Origin of the sequence: Paraburkholderia sp. WC7.3g, assembly GCF_050436345.1 — a bacterium.
Classification (GTDB): Bacteria; Pseudomonadota; Gammaproteobacteria; order Burkholderiales; family Burkholderiaceae; genus Paraburkholderia; species Paraburkholderia podalyriae.
This window is the reverse complement of sequence record NZ_JBNDMA010000001.1, coordinates 2,177,487-2,196,827: the sequence shown is the minus strand read 5'-3', so window position 1 is coordinate 2,196,827 and position 19,341 is coordinate 2,177,487. Positions and strand designations below refer to the sequence as shown.

The following is a 19,341-nucleotide window of genomic DNA, read 5'->3' as shown; positions in this document are numbered from 1 at the left end:
CGCTGTTTTGATTGTGCTTTGTTTATTCAGACGCACGAATTGCCGGGACCGCGAATGTCGGTTTTTACAAACGGCAGGCAATTTCCCGTCCCTTTCTTCACATCTCAGGCCGCCTCGCACATGGCCGCGCCGCGGCCCGATTCGTCAGTCGAAAAGTCCCGGTGGACGCGGCCTTTGCGAGCAGCATGGGGTGGCGCCGAGAAGGCGGGCACGGTGCTTGCGAAACGGTGGCGTGTGGACGGATGCCGCCCTTCGCAAAAATGCGCCGATCAAGCGCCGCTGCGAGCACGGCCTCCGGTGTCGAGAAACGGGCCCCTGACGGTACCGTAGCGGCGCCCCACGTGTGTCATCAGCGGCATCGGCCGCGATCGGCCACCGGCAACAAGACCGCCATTTTCATCAACACCTGAAGGAGAGAACCATGAAAACCATCCAGCTTCTGAAGACCGCCGGCAGCATCGCCATCGCCGCGTTCGCGCTGAACGCGAACGCGCAGACCAGCGCTTCGGCCCCGCCCGCGGCGTCGGAGAGCGTGGGCCAGCATATCGACGACGGCACCATCACGACCAAGGTCAAGGCCGATCTGCTTGCCGCGAAGAACGTCAAATCGACGCATATCCACGTGAAGACCCACAAGGGCGTGGTGTGGCTCACCGGTTCGGTGCCTTCGGCCGACGAAAAATCCGCCGCCGAAGATGTCGTGCAGAACGTCAAGGGCGTGACCAGCGTGAAGAACCATCTGAAGGTCGCGGCAGACTGATACCCGCGCAAGCGGTTCGCGCCGATTTTGCTCAGTGGAACGAAAGAGAGCCGGCATCGCCGGCTCTTTCTATTGCACCGACGCGTCGATCAACGCTTCATCGCCGCGTACTGGTCGCGCAGATCGCGCACGCGATCATGCGTCTGCAGAAGGCCATGGTACTGCCGCTCGACGATCTCCCGCACGTCGGCTGGCAAATCCTTTTCGAGCGCGTCGTGATAGCGTTTCTTCGCGACGTCTTCGCCTTTTTCGCACTCGGCGAGAATCGCATGGTCGCTGCGATCCGCCACCGCCGATCTCACGTCGACCCAGCCGCGATGCAGCGCACCGGTCATGCTGCCGTGGTTTTCGGGCTTGCCGCCCAGTGTCTGAACGGCATCCTGCAACTCACGCGCGCCGCGCGAGCAGTTTTCGGCACTGTCGCGGAACAGTGTTTTCAGCTGTTCGTCGTGCGCATCCTCGGCGGCCTTCAAAAAGCCCTTTTCGCCATCTTTCGACGTTTCGACCAGGTCATTCAACACGGAAACAACGTTGGTAGCCATTCAATACCTCCAAGGGTTTCGTTCCTCGCGGAATCCGCCGCGTGGGGTTTTTGTTTGTGTCGCGATGGGTCGATCCAACGCGCGGCGGGCTGCATTTGGATGCACGCATCACGCGTGCCCGGCGTCATTAGGCCGCTTTTATGTTGGTATGGCGCGTGGCTTATATCACGCGCGCTTGTCCGCGAATTCCTTGATTGGCTCGGGCGTTTTCCGCGGATCGAAATCGGCCCAGCGTCCCTGCTGCCAGCGGCCGGTCGCCTTCTCGATCGACACGCCGCCCGCTTCACGCAGCACGCGTGCGGCGTCGAGCTGATTGTCGGGCGACACGTGCACGGCGACGAGCACACCCGAATCGCGCGCCTCCTCGTGATACGGCACGCGATAGTCCGAATTGCCGCGCTCGTGAGTGCGCGACATCGCGCCGACCAGCGAGCCGACATATGCGCCGGCGCCCGCCGCGATCAGCGACACCAGCAGCGGTGCGGAAAACGCCGCGAAGATCGCCACGCCAACGATCGCGCCGATCACCGCGCCGATCGTCACGCCGATGCCCGCGCCTTTGGGCGCCTCTCGCGCGCCGGGGTCGGTATCGGTGTCACCGCCGATCGGGAAACGCGCATGCTGGCCGCGCGGATTGACGAAAAACAGCGTGACGTCCTCTTCCACGAAACCTGCATCGAAAAGCTTTTGCGCCGCGCTTTCCGCAGCCGGAAAAGTCATGAAGCGTGCTGCGACGATGAGTGACATACGGCGTCCTTATCGTTGATTGGCATTCGCGGACCATACGGTCGCCGGGTGGCGCGCGTCAAAGCAGCGCGCCCGCTTAGCGCGGCACGCGGCGGCGCTAAGCGGCGCCGCGATCCGGTTCCATGCCTTCCACTCTGAACAGTCCGCTATGCAACACTACGCCTGCTCCTTTGTTCTGGTCGAGTGCTTCGGCGCAGACTGAGCGGATGCGCTGACGGCCTTTGTCGAAAGCGGCCATCAGTGCCGCTTCGAGTGCCGACTCGGCGCCGAAATGATCTTCCAGAGCCTCGGCGGTGATCGCGCAGACCACCGGCTCACCATCGACGCACGCCAGAAAGCGCACCGTCAGATTGGCGCCGTCGAAGGTCGGTTCGTCATCGGGAAAAGTGATCTGCATCAGAGAGTCCTCATAGGCAGGCCGTGGCAGCATCGCGTTCATGACGAGCCCTTCAATTTGCCGGCGAGTTGCTGCGCCATCTCGAGGTGATGCTTGATGGTCGGCAGCGCCTGCGCGGCCGCGGCCTTCAGTTGCGAATCGGTGCCGCTCCCGCTTTGCTGCTGGAACAGATCCACCGCGCGCTGATGCGCTTCCACGCCGACCTGCTCGACGTAGGCCTGATCGAACTCGGTGCCCTTCAACGTCTGCAGTTTGCCGACCAGCGCGGAATCCGCGGACGGTGTCGGCTTGAAGCCCTTCTTCGCGACCAGCGCGGCCATTGCGTGCGACAGCTTCGTGTGGTCCGTGATCATCTGTTGCGCGAACTTCTTGACCTGCGGATCGTTGGAGTTCTTCAGCGCGACCTTGCTGGCGGCGATTTCGGTGGCGTCAGACTTCGACGCATCGAGCACGAACTGCTGATCGGCGGGTGACAGCGTCGTGCCGCCGGTCGGCGCCGCGCTCGCGGGTGCATCGCTCGCCTGCGCGCGGGCCGTGTCGATCGATGCCGCGCCCATGCCCAATACGGCCAGCGCGGTAGTCAACACTTGTAGGGAATACCGGAATTTCATGCATTTTCTCCCTGTTGAAGCACCGATGCGCGGGCGCCGAAGCCAACCGCCGCCTTCGCTCAAGCCGCTTTGCGCTTCGTCAGCTGCCCGATCAGCGTCTTGTTGAACGCGGGAATGTCGCCGGGTTTGCGGCTCGAAATCAGATTGCCGTCCTCGACCACTTCCTGATCGACCCAGGTGCCACCCGCGTTGCGGATATCGTCCTGCAGGCTGGGCCAACTGGTCACCGTGCGCCCCTTGATGATCCCCGCCGACACCGGCAGCCACGTGCCGTGGCAGATCACCGCGATCGGCTTGTTCGCGTTGTTGACCGCTTTGACGAACGCCTGCGCCTGCGGCAGCAACCGGAGCGCATCGCCGTTCACGACACCGCCCGGCAACACCACTGCGTCATAGTCGTCGGGACTGGCCTTGTCGAAAGTCGCATCGACGTCGACGGTGTCGCCCTTGTCGACGTGCCTGAAGCCCTGGATCTTGCCCGGCTTCGCCGAAATCACATGGACCGTCGCGCCCGCCTCGGTGAGCGCTCGTTTCGGTTCCACGAGTTCTGCCTGCTCGAAACCGTCTACCGCGAGTACCGCTACCTTGCAACCACTCAATGCGTCGGTCATGCGTCCTCTCCTTCGTGCGGCGCCGCGCTGATGCACTTGCTCGCTAAGCACGCGCATAGCGCGGCGCCTCCGTTAAAGCGTTGTTACGCAAAACACGTGCCCACTGGAAGCCCGTGTCCATGGTTTACGCCGGGTTGGCGTTGCATTGCCACTGCGTTCGCGCTGCGTCGCGCGGGCCGCGTGATCGGCACAGCGTCGCGGTCAGACGTCGGTTTCGTCTTCGCCGGCGCGCTCCGCGCCCGGCGACACTCGCGGATCAACGACGTGATCCGCTTCGATATCGCGGTCGAACTCCAACGTCGAATCGCCATCGGCCGACGCGCGCTCGCCCGTGCCCGAGCGATCGGTATCGCTGCCGAGTTCGGTGTCGCCGGTTTCGAGTGCGTGATTGTCGAGTTCCGTATCGACGTCGAACACGTGACGCTTTGCGCCCGCCACATCGCTGCCGCTATCGGACGAGTCGCTCGGGCCCAGTTCGCCCGTCGTGCCAGACGTCTGCTTGACGGTCTTCTGCGGCTCTTCATCGGGATCGAGTGTGCTGCTCATGAAACCTCCTTTTCCGGCTGGTTGATCACACCGGCTCTTTCGCAAGGACCGTTCCGCTTCGGCGCTGCTGGGCGTGGCGAATGGCATCCCCCTTGCTTCCCGCCGATCACACGGCACGCATCGCACGTACCGGGCGAACCGATCCCAACCACGCTTGAAACTTCTACCTGCAACGATGGCTACCGCGACTCATGCCACGACCGCATCGCGCAACCCGACGAGCGCGAACGGCGACACCGCCTCGCAACCGATGCCGCCGGGTCTGCGTCACGCGGACGACACCAGGCCCGGCTACACACGCAGGCGCGACAGAAAAGGCTTCATCTATTTCGACGTGAACGGCGAGCGCATCGTCGACGAGGACGAGATTCAACGCATCAACTCGCTCGCGATTCCGCCGGCCTATGAAAACGTTTGGATCTGCCCCGATCCGCGAGGTCATTTGCAGGCGACCGGCCGCGACGCGCGTGGCCGCAAGCAGTACCGCTATCATCCGCGCTGGCGTGAAACGCGCGACGCCGACAAGTACGAACGGATGGCCGAGTTCGGCCGGGCGCTGCCGAAAATCCGCGCGCGCGTCGCACGTGATCTGAAATTGCCGGGCATGCCGCTCGACAAGGTGGTCGCGGCCATCGTGCAGTTGCTTGACACGACGCTGATCCGCATCGGCAGCGTCGAATACGCGCGCGATAATCAGTCATACGGATTAACGACACTGCGCAAGAAGCACGTGAAGATAGAGGCCGCTCAATTGCGCTTCAAGTTTCGCGGCAAGAGCGGCATCGAGCATGACGTTGCGGTGGACAATCCGCACATCAAGCGGATCGTGCGGCGTTGCGCAGAGCTGCCGGGTCACGACCTGTTCCAGTACCTCGACGAAGACGGCACGCGCCGCACCGTCGGCTCGACCGATATCAACGACTACCTGCGTCGGGTGAGCGGGGCGGACTTCACCGCGAAGGACTATCGCACGTGGGCGGGCAGCGTATACGCGCTGGCGGCATTGCGCCGGTTGATGTGCAGCAGCGCGGCCGAAGCGCGCCGTCATATCGTCGCGACCGTCAAAGACGTGGCCGCGCTGCTGCGCAATACGCCCGCCGTCTGCCGGCGCTGCTATATCCACCCGGCGATCATCAGCGCGTTCGAAGCCGATGAATTGCAGAGCCTCGCACCGCGCCAATCGCGCCGTGGACTGAAGGCAGATGAACTGGCCCTCGCGGTCTTGCTCGCGCAGGCGGAAAAACGCGCGGCGAAACTGGCGCGCGCAGCCGGTGCGAAAGGCCGCAAGGCACGAGAGTTGTCGGTCGACGAGAGCATCAACGGTTCACTGACGAGTTTGCTGAAAAAATCGCGCGTGGTGCGCAAGAAAGCCGCCAACTCAGTGACAGGCTCCGTGGTGAATCGATGATGGCTCAAGCATCTTCCTCGAACGCAGCCATCACGAGCCAGACATCGCGTTCGCCGTCGTTTATCTCGGCCGCCAGCGCATAGGCATCGCCCGGCGAACACACGCGCGCGAGCGTGTTGTGTGCGACTTCACCGTTGGTGAACACACGCTCCGACAAGGGCCGAACTTCCTGTTTGCCTTCGAACATCGGCTGCTGCCGACGATACACGAGCGTCTCGGACTTCCAGTTGCGGAAGCACTCGCGAACGTGCGCGAAGTCCCCGCCGCAGATGTTCGTCTGATAATGAATTTTCTTTCCCACGATCGTTCTCCCGACAGGCAGAGCGCGGCATCGCCCGGGCGCTACGAACCGCAGCGGTGCGTGGCCGCGCCTGCATCGATCCAGCGTCACTGTCCCTTCGTATCGCTGCTGGCATCGGCGCCGGGCGTGTTCGTCGTATCGGTCATCGGCTTGTTCGCCTTCGACTTCTTGTGATGATGCTTCATCGACGACGTCGAGCCCGCGGTGCTGCCCATCGCATTCGACGCGGGCTGGTTGCCCGCCGTCGGCGCGGCGGTCGCGGCGCCATGCGCGTTGCCGCCGCCGGCACCGCTATTGCCGTTGCCGCCGCCCGCCTGCGCGAACGCCGCGCCCGACGCGATCACACATGCCGCGGCTAGCCATGCCTTCGGATACTTGTTCATCCGGTTTCTCCCTGAAGTAAAAAAGGACGGGGGGCGATCCTTCGGTTCCCTGCTGCTGTCACTCAAAGTCGAGCAAGGCCTATGCCGCGCGAGGGGTGCGTCGCTGGTTCGCTTCACGCTTCTTTCACGCTTCTCTTCGTCAGCGCTTGCGTTAGCCGGGACGAAATAATTTCAAACGCGCTCGCATCCTTTACGCGCGCGCAGCCTCGTCGCGCGGGTCCGCCGTGCGCCACGGCGTGAGCGCGCCGCACGACTCGATGGAACGGCCGTTGCTAAATGGCTCGTACATACACCCCTCAAAGGAGCCCATCATGGTCATCCAGACCCAGACGCAAGGTGCGAACATCGTCGGCAAAGGCGCCGCAACCGCGGAAGGCCCAGGCCCGGATGTAATGGCCGCGGCTACGCTCGACGGCAACAAGGTCCTCAGCAGCGACGGCGAGAACATCGGCAAGATCAAAGACATCATGCTCGATGTGCGTTCCGGCCGCATCGCGTATGCGGTGCTGTCGAGCGGCGGTTTTCTTGGCATCGGCGACAAGCTGCTCGCGATTCCCTGGCGTGCGTTGACGCTCGACACCGAGGAGAAATGCTTCGTGCTGAACATGACGGCCGAGCGCGTGAAGAACGCCCCGGGATTCGATAAGGATCACTGGCCGTCGATGGCGGATCAGACGTGGGCCACCAGCGTGCATCAGTACTACGGCAGCGAACCGTACTGGGGCGGCGACGTCTATACGAGACGCGAGGAGTTCGGCGCCGGTCAAATTCCTCCGGGATCGTCGGACGCGCCCGAGGCCGGCGGCGTGAAGCTCTGAGCGCCAACCCGACCATTTTCGACCTGTGACCGGTCCGACGTTCCGCTTCGGGAGAGCACATCATGGCGCCGCGAAAGAGCAGCAGCAAATCGAAACGCCCTGAGTCGCGTGGCAAGTCGGGACGGCCGCCGCGGCAACGCCACGCGCAGGCGTACGCCGCGCATCGTGCGAAAACCGCGAAGTCGAATGGCGCCTCCGGCGGGAAGAGATGGTCGCATCATGTAATGGAAACGAGCGACGCGATGGACATCCAGAAGGATATTTTCAAAACTGGCAACGCGGAGTCCATCGCGCAATCGTTGAAGCACTCGTCGACGGTGAGCAGTCGACGCAAGGGCACGCCGTTTCAATCCGCGATGTCGATGCTCAATTTCTACATCAATCGAGCGGGCCGCAACCTGCCGAAGGAGCGGCGTGATACGTTGGAACGGGCCAAGCGCAAGCTGCGCGAAGCGTTTGGACGCGAGCCGCGGTGAGGTGACGCGATGGCGGCGCAGTCACGCAGCGCGGCGCTTCAGTCGGCTCCAGGCTGAATGCCGAAGGCACTCTGCACGGCCTCGAATCGCGAATTGACGTTCAGTTTTTCGAAGATGTTCTTCAGATGCCATTTGATCGTCTCGGGCGCCAGATTCAATGATCGTCCGATTTCCTTGTTGGACAGCCCGCGCGCAACGTAGCCCAGTATTTCGAGCTCTCGCGCGCTCAGGGTGCCCGGCGTCACCTTGATGCCGGCATAGCCCGACGACGAGGCGCGCAGGTTATCGGCGTCGTCGAAAGCCGACAGCAGTGTGCCGATATAGGTGGCGTGCCCTGTTGCGATTTCCGATGGCGTGCGGCGAAAGCTTTCCAGTAACGCGCGCATCGGCGGCCCCTCGTCTACGAAGCTATTGATCAGCCCCATCGCGCAGCCGATCCGCAGCGCATTTCCGAGCGCGGCGAACGCCTGTTCCGAAGCGCCATTCTGGTCATGCGCGACAGAAAGCAGCAACGAAACAACGGCCTCGGCATAGCGCCAACCCAGTGCAACCAGATTCTCGAGCGAGCGCGAAAGAAAACCAACGGCGTCCTCGGCGGCATTTTCAGCGAGCAGGACGCGGGCCTGCAGCACACAGTAGCTTGCCCACGTTTCCATCGCCGAGCCCCGCCGTCCTTCGCACATCATCGGTACGCTCGCGCTCAGTTCATCGGCGAGCTGTCGCGCCTCGACCACCCTACCGTCCGCAACGAGCTGTCTGACGGTTTCCGCATCGCACGCGAGCTTCAGACGCAACCATCGACGGCTTATCGCGACCTGTCGACCGTCCTCGAGAACGGCCAGCGCGGGCCCCTTCTTGCCATCGCGCCACAGCAGGCGCGACGCGGTCAGCAGATAGCGCATCAACGCAGCGAGTGGCGCGGTCTCGAGAGCGATGGTCATGCGACCCTCGATCAATTTCCGAGCCTTGGACAGTTCGTTACCCTCGTAGTAAATCGACGCAAGGCAACCGGCTACCGCCGCCGCGGCCGCCGACCACTCCCCTAGCTTATCTTCGGAGTACCGTATCGCCACCTCCATCACGCGCCTCGCATCGGGAAGCTCGCCGTGTATCAGCGCGGCAATGCCATACACAGCGTCGCGCAGCATATCCGCGCTGTTCGGCTTCCGGCTGAGTCCGACCTGATCGACTCGCGCTCTCCAGACGCGGGATATATAGGCGAACTGCCCTCGATACATCAAACCGAAAATTTCCGCGCTTTGCCCGTAATGGCGTACCCAAGGGTCCGCAGGCACCGTCGATGCCTCAACAGCACGCCCGAGTTCGAGCGCATGCTCGCTGTCGTCGTTCACACAAGCGATCACCGCGCGGATCGCGTTGATCTCCGCCGATGCGACCTCGTCGGCTACCGACCGGTCATCACCGGCCATCCGCTCGAACTCGTCGGCAATGTCACCGATCTCCTTCGACGCACGCGCGGTTTCAAGCGACATTGCGAGAGCCCAGGCTTTCGCCAGACGCAAGCGCAGTCGACCCGCGATCACATCCGGCGGAAGTTTGCGAATCCAGCCCGGCAGCATGAACGGGTCCCCGCGTTGGAGCATCTCCATCGCACAGTTTTCGGCCCACTGCGCCGCCTGCGCGAGATCGCCCGCGGCCAGCGCATGTCGCACGGCTTCGGGCCACAGGCGAGCCCGCGCGAACCAGAGGCTTGCGCGGCGATGCAGCAACGGGACCTGCCGTGGCGTCCGACGCACGAGACGGCGGCGAAGCGCATCGCTCAGCAATGCGTGATAGCGGTACCAGCTTTGCGTTTCATCGAGCGGCCGGATGAACACGTTATGCCGCTCGAGCCAGTCCAGTTTCTCTCCGCTCTCGCCTTCACCGCCCATGACTTCATCGCACAGCGCCCCGGTAAGTCGTTCGAGAATCGACGTGTACAGCAGAAATGTCAGCATATGCGGTGGCAGATGCACAAAAACCGTATCGTTCAGGTAGCGATCGATTCCGAATCGGGTATCGGCTAGATGACCGGCGAGCGCGGCCACGTCGTCGACCCGTTTCAGTCCGAGGGAAGCCAGTTGCAAACCGGCCACCCATCCTTCGGTCGCGCTGTTCAACAACTCCACGCTGTTGCGGTTGAGCAGCGCGTTACCCGTTTGGTCGAAAAACGCCTGAGCATCGTCGAGCGAAAAACGAAGATCGTCGACATTCACACGCGAAAGTTTGTCGGGCGAGCGCAGCGCGCCCAGCGACAGCGCCGGTTCGCCGCGCGCGCCGAGCAGGACATGCAGATTGTCGGGCGCGTAGCGCAGCAGGCGTGACACGATCGCGAGAACGGGTCTCGCGCTCAGACGGTCGACGTCGTCGAGCACGAGGAAAGCATCCCGGCCGTATGCGGCGATGCCATTGAGCAGCACTGAAATGACTGTTCTGACCGGCGTGTGTGCATCGTTATCGAGCAGTTGCTGCGCCTGCCACGCGATCTCCTTCGAGGCGCGAGCAAGCGCCGCTACCAGATAGGCGCCGAGTTGCTGGGGATCGTCGTCTTCTCCATCGAGACTGAGCCACGCAATGGGACGCTTCTTTCTGGTTTGCGCTTCGCTCCACGCGGCAAGCAAGGTCGTTTTGCCGAAACCCGCGGGCGCGGTGACGACTGTGATGTGACGCGGGCGTCGTTCATCGAGTCGCCGCATCAATAGAGGCCGTTGCACGCAACCCGCGGGAAGGCGCGGCGGCATCATCTTGGTCTGGATCAGCGACACGATCCATTCACGCTCGAAACTATCTGTGGATGTATTCATGAGTGGTCCTCTCACACCTATCCGTGACAGGCATGGAGGGTCTTGGTGAATTTGGTTTCAAGATACGCCGAACCGCGTGACGACTCAATGCAGCGCTGCGCAGGAGGCGCGACGACCGGAATCCGGTTCAGGTCGCGCATGGCTTCATGTCGAATCGCTAACGCAGATTGCTTTGCGCGCCCTGCTCGGGCATGTCGTTCGCCGCGACAGGATCTTCCCGCTCGGATTCGACCGGCGCTTGCGCGTCGACACTGCCGGCATCGACCTCGTCGAGCCGGTAGCCGTGCGTATAGACGGTCGTCAGTCGCACGCCGTTGTCCGGGTGCAGGGCCAGCTTGCGTCTAAGCCGATAGATATGCGTGTCGATCGTGCGCGACGTACTGTCCAGCTCGCGGCCCCAGGCAAGTTTCGCCAGAAGCCTTTTGGAAACGACCCGTCCCACGTTCGCGAAGAAATACGCCGCGACGTCGAATTCCTTTTCGGTCAGCAAGATTGATTCGCCGTGCAGAAAAACACCGCGCTGCGTGACGTCGAAGATATACGGTCCAAGGGCGATTGCGCTTTCGACTTTTATGGTGCGCCGTGCGCGACGCAACAGCGCGCCGACTCTCGCCACCAGCTCCTTGTTTCGGAACGGCTTGATGACGTAGTCATCCGCACCGGCGTCTAGCGCCTGCACGATGTCGACTTCCAGAAGTCGGCTGGTCACGAACAGCACCGCGGGTTCGCGGCCCAGATGGCGGCGTATCCAGTACAGCACCTCGAAGCCGCTCATGCCCGGCAATTCCCAATCGAGCACCACGAGATCGACCTCGTTAGCCTGAAGAAAGCTGATTGCGTCCTTGCCCCGCTCCACTTTGCTGATTCGATGCCCGGATAGCCTGATTTCCCTTTCAACCGAATCAGCTTGCGCAGGATCGTTTTCCACCAACAGGATATTCATTGATCACCTTTTTCTTTCGCCCGAGTGGAAAACCGGCCCCCCCGACAAATGCGGCGAAAGACATTTGCATCTGGAATTCCACTCATACGAGCACCCAGTTCAAACAGCACGAAAAAGCCAACATGAAAATCGCATACGGCTTTGGGTCGGCGTGAGCGGCCAGCGGCGTCGGCCCCATATGCCTTGTGAATTTCGAGAAGAAAGATAGAGCCAGTGGCTTTTCAAATCCCCCCCTGTGGGGAGTGGGGATGGCGCTTTCGAAGGGGGGGCATATCGCCTGGTCAGCCCCCCCCCATATCGGTGATTCGATCTGGGGGAGAGCATCCGGCCGCGCGTCGGCGGCGGCAAAAAAATCGCGGTCGTCGAGGACAGACCGTCGGGTTCCCCGACTACGGTCGAACTGTCGTGGAGTTCATGTAGCTGTCCGAGCCGATCGTGGACACCGACTTGCGAAGCGAAGCGTCGTCGCGACAGCCGCGCCCGCGCGAATCAATCTCAAACGCCATTCCCGCCCACGGTCCGCTGACTCTTCCACTGCCCTTGCTGCACCTCGAACAGCGTATACGGCGGCTTGATCAAATCCCCATGCGGATCAAACGCGATTTTCCCCGTCACGCCCGTCACGTTGACCTTAGGGAAAGCCGCGACGATCTTCGCGCGATCGAGCGAGTCCGCGTCCTGAATCGCCTGAATCATCGCGAGCGCGGCGTCGTAGGCGAACGGCGCATAGAGTTCGACGTCCTGATTGAAGCGCGCCTTGTAGCGCTTGCCGAACTCCTGCGCCGCCGGCAGCTTGTCGAGTGCCGGGCCGGGTTCGAGATCGCGCGTCCCCTCGCCCGCGTTGCCCGCAATCTGCAGGAACGCGTTGCTCTTCAGCGCACCCGCGCCAAACAGTTGCGCGGGCATGCCGAGCGAGCGCATCTGCTTGACCAGCATCGCCCCCTGCTCGTCGAGACCGCCGAAGAAAACCAGATCGACGTTTTTCTGCTTCAACGAAGTCAGGATCGCGCGCAGATCGACCGCCTTGTCGTTCGTGAACTCGCGATCGACGATATTGCCGTTCGCCTGCTTCGCACCCTTTTCGAACGCATCGGCGAGGCCCTGGCCGAACGCGGTGCGATCGTCGATGATGCCGATGCGCTTCGCCTTCAGTTGCTGCACCGCGAACTCGCCCGCGATCACGCCGCCGACGCCGTCGTGCCCCATCGTGCGAAACACGTTCGCGAAACCCTGCGCGGTCAGAGCCGGGTTCGTCGAGCCCGGCGTGATCATCGCGACGTTCGCCGTGTGATAGACCGCCGAGGCCGGAATGCTGCAGCCCGAGTTGTAATGGCCGATCACGCCGACCACGCCGTCGTCGACGAGCTTCTGGGCGACCTGGATCGCGATGCGCGGATCGGCCTGATCGTCCTGCACGTCGAGCACATATTTGACGGGTTTGCCGCCGATCGTGGGACGCTTCGCGTTCGCTTCGTCCACCGCGAGCTGCGCGCCATTCTGCAGGTCCTTGCCGACCCGCGCGACCGGTCCGGTCAGCGGTCCGACGAAGCCGATCTTGACGATTTGCGGCTCGGCGCCGTACGACGGCGCGTGCGCGCACAACATCCCAAGGGCGAGTGCGACAACCAGGTTTCTGCGTTTCATGATGTCCGTCCTCTTCCGTGCAACAGTTGCGGTGGTTAAAAACGACGCGGGCTAAAAGGCGTGAGATCGACCGGCGGCACGCGCCCCGCCACCAGATCGGCGACGACGCTGCCCGTCACGCCGCCCAGCGTGACGCCCAGATGCTGATGACCGAACGCGTAGACGACGCGTGGCGACGCGCTCGACGGCCCGACGACCGGCAGTCCGTCGGGCAGGCTCGGCCGGAAACCGAGCCAGTCGCTGTCCGGCTGCGGCAATTGCGGCAGCGCGTGCCGCGCGGAGCGCGTGATCAGATCGAGCAGCGCGGCATTACGCTGCGGTCCATAGCCGCCGAGCTCGACGGCGCCTGCGGCGCGGATGCCGCCGTCCATCGGCACCATGTAGAAGCCGCGCTCAGCCCAGCCGCACGGCCGTGAAATCAGCGACGACGTGCCGGGGAAACGCACGTGATAGCCGCGCTCCGTATCGAGCGGTACGCGGTCGCCGCATTGGCGCGCGAAGCGCCGCGAAAACGCCCCCGCGCAGACGACCACCTGCGCGGCGTCATAGGCGCGACCCGCGTCGTCGACGATGCGCACGCTGTTGCGGCCCGGCGCGAGTGTGCGAACCGCGATGCGCTCGTGCCGCAGACCGCGCGCGAGCAGCGCTGTGTGCAGCGCCTGCAAAAAGCCGCGCGGGTCGCTGAGGAACCAGCTGCCGTTGAACAAGGTGCCGTGCACGAAAATCGGCGCGAGATTCGGCTCGAGTGCGGCGATGCCGGCACGGTCGACGTTGTCGAAGCGCACGCCAAGCGAGCGGCGCAACGCGAGCGACGGCTGCGCCGCCTCGAACGATGCCACGCTCGAGTACAGGTACAGGCATTCGCGCGGCCGCACGAAGCGAGCCAGGTCGTCGCTGGCGAGCATTTCACCGTAGCCGTCGGAGGCGCGCGACAGCAGGCTCGCAAGCGCCTGCGCGCTGTGCAGGTAGCGCCGCGGCATCGATGCGAGCAGAAAGCGCGCGAGCCACGGCGCGAGCTGCGGCAGATAGCGCCAGCGGATCCGCAGCGGACTCGTCGGTGAAAACAGGAAACGCGGCAGATTGCGGAACACCTGCGGGTTGTTCACCGGAATGCACCCGTAGTTGGCGAACGTGCCTGCATTACCGTACGACGTGGCCTCGCCCGGACCGAGCGCGTCGAACAGCGTGACGTGGTGACCGTCGCGCATCAGCCAGTAGGCGCTCGACAGGCCGATGAAGCCCGCGCCCACCACGGCGACGTCGCTCATCGCGCTTGCCGGCCGGTCGAACCGACCGCCCGACCCGAACTTGCGCCGCTTGCATCGTCCGGCAGGATCGTGTTCTGTTGCTCTGTCACAACCGTCCCTCCTGTACTACTGTTGCAGGTCGCGTTTTGATGCGACGCCACACAAATCATGCTTTAATAGTCACACAAAGTTTTTTTGTGTGCAATTAATTTGGCTTTGTATGGACTTAGGTACTTTCCCGAGCACATGCAGGCCGAGATCGTGCATCAGAAGCAGGTTCGAAGCAGTCAGCCGGACAGCAAACGGGTTTAGTATTGACCTGCCGGCGGTCGACCGATTTTTTTGGATGGAGATAGGACCTGGATGAAGAGCGCAATTGACCACACAAAAGAAGAAAACATCCTCCAGACAAAGGGACGTCAGCCGACTTATCTCGAAGTGACGCGCAGCCTCGAGGAAAAAGTCCGCAGCGGGCTTTACCCGCCAGGTAGCCGCCTGCCACCACAGCGCGAGCTTGCGGCGGAGCTGGGTCTGAATGTCTCCACCGTGTCGCGTGCGTACAAGGAGTTGCAGGCGCGTGGACTGATCGTCGCAAGCAAGCGGCGCGGCTCGATCGTCACCGGCGGCGCCATGCCCGCCGTGCATGCCCGAAGCGACAACGCATCGGCAAGCGGCAGCGCCAACGCGAACGCCGTCATCGACCTGACCGTGAACCGGCCGGCCACCGGCGAATTCCTTACCCAGCTCGCGCGGACGATGGCGCAGATCGCGCACGATCCCCGCTACCCGGAGACCCAGGAATATCAGCCGCCGCAAGGCCCCGAGTGGGCGCGCGCGGCGGGCGCGCAGTGGATCGCCGCGCCTGGCTTCGCGCCCGGTGCCGATAGCGTGGTCGTCACGAGCGGCGCGCAGCATGGCCTGTACGCGGTGCTCAGCAGCCTGATGGGTCACGAAGGCGTGATCCTGTCGGACCAGCTGACCTACTACGGCCTGAAAGCCCTCGCGCCGGTGTTCCAGTTCGAACTGGTCGGCATTCCGAGCGACGACGAAGGGCTGCTGCCCGACCGTCTCGAAGATGTATGCCGCCACAGGCGTGTGAAGGCGATTTTCACGGTGCCGAATCTGCAGAACCCTACCGTCGTGACGATGAGTCTCGCGCGTCGCGCGGCGCTCGCCGACATCGCGCGTCGGCATCACATCGTGATCATCGAGGACGACGTGTACGGCCCGCTGCTGCCAGCGCGTCTGCCGACGATTGCGAGTCTGTGTCCGGAGCTGACCTTCCACATCACGTCGACGTCGAAGGTCCTCGCGCCGGGTTTGCGTATTGGCTATCTGCGCACGCCGCCGCACGGCTCGGCCCTCGCCGCGGAAGCGGTCCGCACGACCGCATGGATGCCCGCGCCGCTGTCGACGCTGATCGCCACGCGCTGGATCGAGGACGGCACCGCGCGGACGATCCTCGACGCGCAGCGCACCGAGCTGCGCGCGCGCCAGCAGATCGCGCGCGAACTGTTGCCTGCCGAGCATCTGAAGAGCGACCCCGCATGCATGTTCGTGTGGTTGCGCATACCGTCGCCGTGGCGCTCGGACGACTTCGCGGCGAACGCGCTCGCGCGCGGCGTCAACACGATGCCAGCATCCGCGTTTGCGGTCGATCGCTCGACCGTCGAGCACGGCGTGCGCATCAATCTCGCTTGCGCCGAGTCGCGCGAGCAGTTGACGCGCGGCCTGCAGATTCTGGCGCACACGCTGCGCGACCGGCCGCGCGCGCTGTTCGGCACGATCTAGCCATAGCGATGGAGCGGTCGAGCGGAGCGGCTAGAATACGGCACCGTCATGCTCCGCCGAGCCGCCTTTATCCGATGACTCCGTCCGACGATTCAAGCCATACCTCGCGCACGCACGCCGCCGATGCGCTGTTCGCTTTCCTGAAGACGCTGCCGCTCGGCGACAGGTTGATCGAGGGCGGCTTCATGGCCGTGCAGGCGGTTGCGGGCGCGAGTCTCGCGTTCGGCATCGGCCGCGCGCTGCATACCGAGCAGGCGTTCTGGGCCGCGATCACCGCGATTGCGGTGAGCCAGCACAGCTATATCGACACCCGCAAGCTGTCGCGCGACCAGTTCATCGGCGCGATGGTCGGCGGCATCTGCGGCTTGATCGGCACGCTCGCGGGCGGCGGCCATTTCGCCGCCTACGCGGCGACCGTAGCGGCCGCGATCATGATCTGCTGGGTGGTCAACGTCGGCAGCGCGGCGCGCCTCGGCGGCATCACCGCGACGATCATGCTGCTGGCGCCGGGCGTCGGCCCCGCATGGGACAAGGCCTTGCTGCGGCTTGCCGAAGTGACGCTCGGCACGGTCTGCGCGCTGCTGGTCGCACGGTTGATGGCGTCGCTCGAAAGACGTGCGTTCAGCAAGAAAAAGCCGCGCAAATAGAATCGCACGCACGCGTCGAGTCTTCAGTCAGTCATCCAGAGCATCGTCCGCTTGCTTGCGACGCCGGTAGCGTCCCGGCGTCACGCCGACGCTTTGCGCAAACGCCTTGCCGAACGCCGCTTCCGATTGATAGCCGACCGCCTCGCCGATGTCCGCCGCGCTGCGCTGGGTACGCAATAGCAGATCGCTGGCGATCGCCATGCGGATCTGCGTCAAAAAATCCATCACGGTCACGCCCGCGCGCTCGTTGAAGTGGCGCGCGCTTGTCGCGCGCGACATCGCCGCGCGCTCGCCGAGTTCAGCGATCGTCCATGCCCGTTCGGGCGCGTCGAGCATGGCCTGCACCGATGCGCCGAGGCGTGCGTCCGTCAGCAACGCGAGCATGCCGGCGTTGTTCGCGTTGCGCTCGCCGTGTACGCGCAGTGCCATCGCGAACAGCGCGTGGCTCAACGCGGTCACGATAGCGAGCGCGCCAGGCTGACGCCGCTCCGCTTCGCCGCGCATCAGCGCGATCACCGTTTGCAACGCATCGAGCGTTTGGGGGTCGCCAAGCGACACGTGCAGCGGATCGGGCAGCGCGTTGAGCAGCAGCGCCGATGAACCGGGCACATAGACGAAGCGGCCGCACAGCAGATCGACGCCGTCATGTATCGCAGTGCCGGTGGGCGCGGGCTCGGACGTGTCGGTGGTTTCGTGGCCGTCGTTGCGCCGCACGGGCAGCATGCCGTCGTGCCCGAGCGTCACCGGCAGGCCGCCCGCCGAGCGCGTCACGTCGCGCACGCGATGCGCGGCGCCACGCGGAAACAGCATGAAATCGCCGGCCTGCATGTCGAGCGACTCGCCGGCGGCGGTCTCGATCACGCAGGCGCCGTCGAGCACCAGATGAAACGGCGCGACGCCCGCTTCGAGCGGCGCATGATCGATATCGAATGCGCCTGACAGCAGGCAGCGAAGATCGAGACTCGCTTGCGGCCGGGCAAGGTCGATCAGGCGACTGAGCGTGTCCATGAGACGAGCGCGCTAAAAGTTGAGTCGAATGAGTATTCAGGATATTGCGACGCGGCGCAATACTGCTTCCCACGACGCCGGCAGCCGCCGACGCGCAACGGACCGAGGAGCACTGCCATGTTGAACTGGATCGATTACCGCAAGGAACTGTTTGGCCGAATCGGCGAAATGTCGAAGCTCGCGCCAGACAGCGTAAAGGCCTATCAGGCGATGTCGAACGCCGGTCAGAAGACCGACCTGCTCGGCGCGAAAACGCGCGAGCTGATCGCGCTCGCGGTTGCGGTCAGCCTGCGCTGTGACGGCTGTATCACGGTCCATACGGCCGAGGCGCTGAAGCACGGCGCGACGCGTGAAGAAATCGCCGAAGCGCTCGGCGTCGCGATGGCGATCAACGCCGGCGCGACGCTGGTGTACTCGGCGCGCACGCTGGACGCAGTTGCCGCGCATACGCAAGGGTGAACAGCATCGATGATTAGCCGCGCGGATCAAGAACGAAGCGGTTCGCGGCTCCACGGCGTTCGCCAATGCACCGCCGCGCTATCCCTGTGCGACGTGCCGAACCTCGGCAAGCTGCTGCCGGCGCTGCTCGCCCTGCCGCTCCAGCATCCAGCCCGGATACTCGGCTGGCAGCGTGCTGACCTCGGCGAGCTTCGCGAGCTCGTCGGTGGACAGCGCGACGTTGGTCGCGGCGATGTTGTCGTCGAGTTGCTCGATTTTCTTCGCGCCGACGATCACCGTACTGACGACACGCTGATGCAGCAGCCACGCCAGCGCGATCTGCGCGACCGATACGTTCCTCGTCGCGGCGATCTCGCGCATCACGTCGATGCAGTCATACGCGCGCTCGCGATCGACCGGCGGAAAATCGAAGCTCGTGCGACGGCTGCCCGCCTCGGCCTGCTGCTCGCGTCCGTATTTGCCGCTCAACAAACCGCCCGCGAGCGGACTCCATACCATCAGGCCGAGACCTTCGCTTTGCAGCATCGGCACGAGCTCGCGTTCGAGATCGCGGCCCGCGAGCGTGTAATACGCTTGCAGCGATTCAAAGCGCGCGGTGCCGAGCCGCTCCGCGATGCCGAGCGCCTTCACGATCTGCCAGGCGGCCCAGTTCGACACACCGACGTAGCGAACGTGACCGTGCTGCACGAGCGTATCGAGTGCGCGCACGGTTTCCTCGATCGGCGTGGCCGGATCGAAACCGTGGATCTGATAGAGGTCGACGTGATCGAGCTGCAGACGCTTCAGGCTCGCCTTGATGCCATCGAGGATGTGATAGCGCGACGCGCCGCGCGCGTTCGCGAACTCGCCGGTCTGGCCGAACACCTTGGTCGCGATCACGACCTTGTCGCGCGGCACTTTCAGGTTCTTCAGCGCCTGGCCGGTGATCTGCTCGGACAGGCCGCCCGCGTAGACGTCGGCCGTATCGATGAAATTGATGCCCGCGTCGAGCGCCCGGCCGACCAGCCGCTCCGCGTCGTTCTGCTGCAGATCGCCGATCTGCCGCCAGATGCCTTCGCCACCGCCGAAGGTCATCGTGCCCAAACACAACTCCGAAATAAATACACCGGTACGGCCCAACTGGTTATATCGCATCGTCGACGCTCCATCGTGGGGTGCAGGGAGAATCGTCAAGCGTACTGCAATTGGTGGAGGTTGG

The 19,341-nt window shown here is 63.8% G+C and carries 21 protein-coding genes; 7 read left to right on the top strand and 14 right to left on the bottom strand.

Going from position 1 to position 19,341, the window contains the following annotated elements; translation table 11 throughout:
* The first annotated feature begins 421 nt into the window (after positions 1-421).
* Positions 422-760: a BON domain-containing protein gene (locus OKW43_RS10155; RefSeq protein WP_187634147.1), complete on the top strand. Its 339-nt coding sequence runs from the start codon at positions 422-424 to the stop codon at positions 758-760.
* An 89-nt stretch (positions 761-849) separates the two neighbouring features.
* On the opposite strand, the gene OKW43_RS10150 is transcribed toward OKW43_RS10155, so the two are convergent.
* The 6 genes from OKW43_RS10150 to OKW43_RS10125 form a co-directional block, all read right to left on the bottom strand.
* Positions 850-1,302 (bottom strand): PA2169 family four-helix-bundle protein, encoded by a 453-nt coding sequence (locus OKW43_RS10150; RefSeq protein ID WP_187634146.1) that lies wholly within the window; start codon positions 1,300-1,302, stop codon positions 850-852.
* 165 nt (positions 1,303-1,467) lie between these two features.
* Entirely contained in the window at positions 1,468-2,049 is a 582-nt protein-coding gene (locus OKW43_RS10145; protein WP_429446960.1) for a hypothetical protein, read from the bottom strand.
* Positions 2,050-2,146: 97 nt separating this feature from the next.
* Positions 2,147-2,488: a DUF1488 domain-containing protein gene (locus OKW43_RS10140; RefSeq protein ID WP_429446958.1), complete on the bottom strand. Its 342-nt coding sequence runs from the start codon at positions 2,486-2,488 to the stop codon at positions 2,147-2,149.
* A complete protein-coding gene (locus OKW43_RS10135) occupies positions 2,485-3,057 on the bottom strand; it encodes a DUF4142 domain-containing protein (RefSeq protein WP_187634144.1) in 573 nt (190 codons plus the stop codon). Before OKW43_RS10135 ends, OKW43_RS10140 begins: the two co-directional genes overlap by 4 nt.
* 59 nt (positions 3,058-3,116) lie before the next feature.
* Positions 3,117-3,668: a type 1 glutamine amidotransferase domain-containing protein gene (locus tag OKW43_RS10130; RefSeq protein WP_429446956.1), complete on the bottom strand. Its 552-nt coding sequence runs from the start codon at positions 3,666-3,668 to the stop codon at positions 3,117-3,119.
* A gap of 201 nt (positions 3,669-3,869) precedes the next feature.
* Positions 3,870-4,214 (bottom strand): chemotaxis protein, encoded by a 345-nt coding sequence (locus tag OKW43_RS10125; RefSeq protein WP_429446954.1) that lies wholly within the window; start codon positions 4,212-4,214, stop codon positions 3,870-3,872.
* A gap of 175 nt (positions 4,215-4,389) precedes the next feature.
* Here OKW43_RS10125 and OKW43_RS10120 point away from each other — a divergent pair, with 175 nt between their 5' ends.
* Positions 4,390-5,622, top strand: a complete 1,233-nt coding sequence (locus OKW43_RS10120) for a DNA topoisomerase IB (protein WP_429446952.1) — start codon at positions 4,390-4,392, stop codon at positions 5,620-5,622.
* 4 nt (positions 5,623-5,626) lie between these two features.
* Here OKW43_RS10120 and OKW43_RS10115 read toward each other — a convergent pair whose 3' ends face one another.
* Complete coding sequence (locus tag OKW43_RS10115) at positions 5,627-5,923, bottom strand: hypothetical protein (RefSeq protein WP_187634140.1); 297 nt, start codon at positions 5,921-5,923, stop codon at positions 5,627-5,629.
* 86 nt (positions 5,924-6,009) lie between these two features.
* Positions 6,010-6,306 carry a hypothetical protein gene (locus OKW43_RS10110; RefSeq protein WP_187634139.1) on the bottom strand — a complete coding sequence of 99 codons (297 nt, stop codon included), beginning with the start codon at positions 6,304-6,306 and terminating at the stop codon, positions 6,010-6,012.
* Positions 6,307-6,617: 311 nt separating this feature from the next.
* On the opposite strand from OKW43_RS10110, the gene OKW43_RS10105 reads away from it, so the two are divergent.
* Together OKW43_RS10105 and OKW43_RS10100 are read left to right on the top strand one after the other, a co-directional pair.
* Positions 6,618-7,124 carry a PRC-barrel domain-containing protein gene (locus OKW43_RS10105; RefSeq protein ID WP_187634138.1) on the top strand — a complete coding sequence of 169 codons (507 nt, stop codon included), beginning with the start codon at positions 6,618-6,620 and terminating at the stop codon, positions 7,122-7,124.
* Between the two features lie 62 nt (positions 7,125-7,186).
* The gene (locus OKW43_RS10100) at positions 7,187-7,600 is read left to right on the top strand and encodes a DUF3175 domain-containing protein (RefSeq protein WP_429446950.1); all 414 of its coding nucleotides are present in this window, start codon (positions 7,187-7,189) and stop codon (positions 7,598-7,600) included.
* Positions 7,601-7,638: 38 nt separating this feature from the next.
* Here the strand turns inward: OKW43_RS10100 and OKW43_RS10095 are convergent, their stop codons facing one another.
* From OKW43_RS10095 to OKW43_RS10080, 4 genes are all read right to left on the bottom strand, one after another.
* Complete coding sequence (locus OKW43_RS10095) at positions 7,639-10,404, bottom strand: LuxR C-terminal-related transcriptional regulator (protein WP_429446948.1); 2,766 nt, start codon at positions 10,402-10,404, stop codon at positions 7,639-7,641.
* Between the two features lie 157 nt (positions 10,405-10,561).
* A complete protein-coding gene (locus tag OKW43_RS10090; protein ID WP_429446946.1) occupies positions 10,562-11,347 on the bottom strand; it encodes a response regulator transcription factor in 786 nt (261 codons plus the stop codon).
* 495 nt (positions 11,348-11,842) lie between these two features.
* Positions 11,843-12,991 (bottom strand): branched-chain amino acid ABC transporter substrate-binding protein, encoded by a 1,149-nt coding sequence (locus OKW43_RS10085; protein ID WP_187634134.1) that lies wholly within the window; start codon positions 12,989-12,991, stop codon positions 11,843-11,845.
* A 35-nt stretch (positions 12,992-13,026) separates the two neighbouring features.
* A complete protein-coding gene (locus OKW43_RS10080; RefSeq protein ID WP_429446944.1) occupies positions 13,027-14,259 on the bottom strand; it encodes an NAD(P)/FAD-dependent oxidoreductase in 1,233 nt (410 codons plus the stop codon).
* A 342-nt stretch (positions 14,260-14,601) separates the two neighbouring features.
* Between OKW43_RS10080 and OKW43_RS10075 the strand changes: the two genes are divergently transcribed.
* Together OKW43_RS10075 and OKW43_RS10070 are read left to right on the top strand one after the other, a co-directional pair.
* Positions 14,602-16,029 carry a PLP-dependent aminotransferase family protein gene (locus tag OKW43_RS10075; RefSeq protein WP_429446942.1) on the top strand — a complete coding sequence of 476 codons (1,428 nt, stop codon included), beginning with the start codon at positions 14,602-14,604 and terminating at the stop codon, positions 16,027-16,029.
* Between the two features lie 74 nt (positions 16,030-16,103).
* Complete coding sequence (locus tag OKW43_RS10070) at positions 16,104-16,676, top strand: FUSC family protein (protein WP_429446940.1); 573 nt, start codon at positions 16,104-16,106, stop codon at positions 16,674-16,676.
* A 27-nt stretch (positions 16,677-16,703) separates the two neighbouring features.
* Here OKW43_RS10070 and OKW43_RS10065 read toward each other — a convergent pair whose 3' ends face one another.
* Positions 16,704-17,684 carry a cupin domain-containing protein gene (locus tag OKW43_RS10065; protein ID WP_429446938.1) on the bottom strand — a complete coding sequence of 327 codons (981 nt, stop codon included), beginning with the start codon at positions 17,682-17,684 and terminating at the stop codon, positions 16,704-16,706.
* Positions 17,685-17,801: 117 nt separating this feature from the next.
* On the opposite strand from OKW43_RS10065, the gene OKW43_RS10060 reads away from it, so the two are divergent.
* Positions 17,802-18,143, top strand: a complete 342-nt coding sequence (locus OKW43_RS10060; protein ID WP_027196245.1) for a carboxymuconolactone decarboxylase family protein — start codon at positions 17,802-17,804, stop codon at positions 18,141-18,143.
* A gap of 78 nt (positions 18,144-18,221) precedes the next feature.
* On the opposite strand, the gene OKW43_RS10055 is transcribed toward OKW43_RS10060, so the two are convergent.
* Positions 18,222-19,277, bottom strand: a complete 1,056-nt coding sequence (locus OKW43_RS10055) for an aldo/keto reductase (RefSeq protein ID WP_429446936.1) — start codon at positions 19,275-19,277, stop codon at positions 18,222-18,224.
* Positions 19,278-19,341: the final 64 nt, after the last annotated feature.

What these genes read in the sequence shown, in the direction of transcription:
- OKW43_RS10110 (WP_187634139.1), bottom strand. Translation starts at nt 6,306, where the DNA reads ATGAACAAGTATCCGAAGGCATGGCTAGCCGCGGCATGTGTGATCGCG.
- OKW43_RS10105 (WP_187634138.1), top strand. Translation starts at nt 6,618, where the DNA reads ATGGTCATCCAGACCCAGACGCAAGGTGCGAACATCGTCGGCAAAGGC.
- OKW43_RS10125 (WP_429446954.1), bottom strand. Translation starts at nt 4,214, where the DNA reads ATGAGCAGCACACTCGATCCCGATGAAGAGCCGCAGAAGACCGTCAAG.
- OKW43_RS10095 (WP_429446948.1), bottom strand. Translation starts at nt 10,404, where the DNA reads ATGAATACATCCACAGATAGTTTCGAGCGTGAATGGATCGTGTCGCTG.
- OKW43_RS10150 (WP_187634146.1), bottom strand. Translation starts at nt 1,302, where the DNA reads ATGGCTACCAACGTTGTTTCCGTGTTGAATGACCTGGTCGAAACGTCG.
- OKW43_RS10070 (WP_429446940.1), top strand. Translation starts at nt 16,104, where the DNA reads ATGACTCCGTCCGACGATTCAAGCCATACCTCGCGCACGCACGCCGCC.
- OKW43_RS10140 (WP_429446958.1), bottom strand. Translation starts at nt 2,488, where the DNA reads ATGAACGCGATGCTGCCACGGCCTGCCTATGAGGACTCTCTGATGCAG.
- OKW43_RS10155 (WP_187634147.1), top strand. Translation starts at nt 422, where the DNA reads ATGAAAACCATCCAGCTTCTGAAGACCGCCGGCAGCATCGCCATCGCC.
- OKW43_RS10085 (WP_187634134.1), bottom strand. Translation starts at nt 12,991, where the DNA reads ATGAAACGCAGAAACCTGGTTGTCGCACTCGCCCTTGGGATGTTGTGC.
- OKW43_RS10065 (WP_429446938.1), bottom strand. Translation starts at nt 17,684, where the DNA reads ATGGACACGCTCAGTCGCCTGATCGACCTTGCCCGGCCGCAAGCGAGT.
- OKW43_RS10100 (WP_429446950.1), top strand. Translation starts at nt 7,187, where the DNA reads ATGGCGCCGCGAAAGAGCAGCAGCAAATCGAAACGCCCTGAGTCGCGT.
- OKW43_RS10135 (WP_187634144.1), bottom strand. Translation starts at nt 3,057, where the DNA reads ATGAAATTCCGGTATTCCCTACAAGTGTTGACTACCGCGCTGGCCGTA.
- OKW43_RS10080 (WP_429446944.1), bottom strand. Translation starts at nt 14,259, where the DNA reads ATGAGCGACGTCGCCGTGGTGGGCGCGGGCTTCATCGGCCTGTCGAGC.
- OKW43_RS10060 (WP_027196245.1), top strand. Translation starts at nt 17,802, where the DNA reads ATGTTGAACTGGATCGATTACCGCAAGGAACTGTTTGGCCGAATCGGC.
- OKW43_RS10120 (WP_429446952.1), top strand. Translation starts at nt 4,390, where the DNA reads ATGGCTACCGCGACTCATGCCACGACCGCATCGCGCAACCCGACGAGC.
- OKW43_RS10090 (WP_429446946.1), bottom strand. Translation starts at nt 11,347, where the DNA reads ATGAATATCCTGTTGGTGGAAAACGATCCTGCGCAAGCTGATTCGGTT.
- OKW43_RS10075 (WP_429446942.1), top strand. Translation starts at nt 14,602, where the DNA reads ATGAAGAGCGCAATTGACCACACAAAAGAAGAAAACATCCTCCAGACA.
- OKW43_RS10130 (WP_429446956.1), bottom strand. Translation starts at nt 3,668, where the DNA reads ATGACCGACGCATTGAGTGGTTGCAAGGTAGCGGTACTCGCGGTAGAC.
- OKW43_RS10145 (WP_429446960.1), bottom strand. Translation starts at nt 2,049, where the DNA reads ATGTCACTCATCGTCGCAGCACGCTTCATGACTTTTCCGGCTGCGGAA.
- OKW43_RS10055 (WP_429446936.1), bottom strand. Translation starts at nt 19,277, where the DNA reads ATGCGATATAACCAGTTGGGCCGTACCGGTGTATTTATTTCGGAGTTG.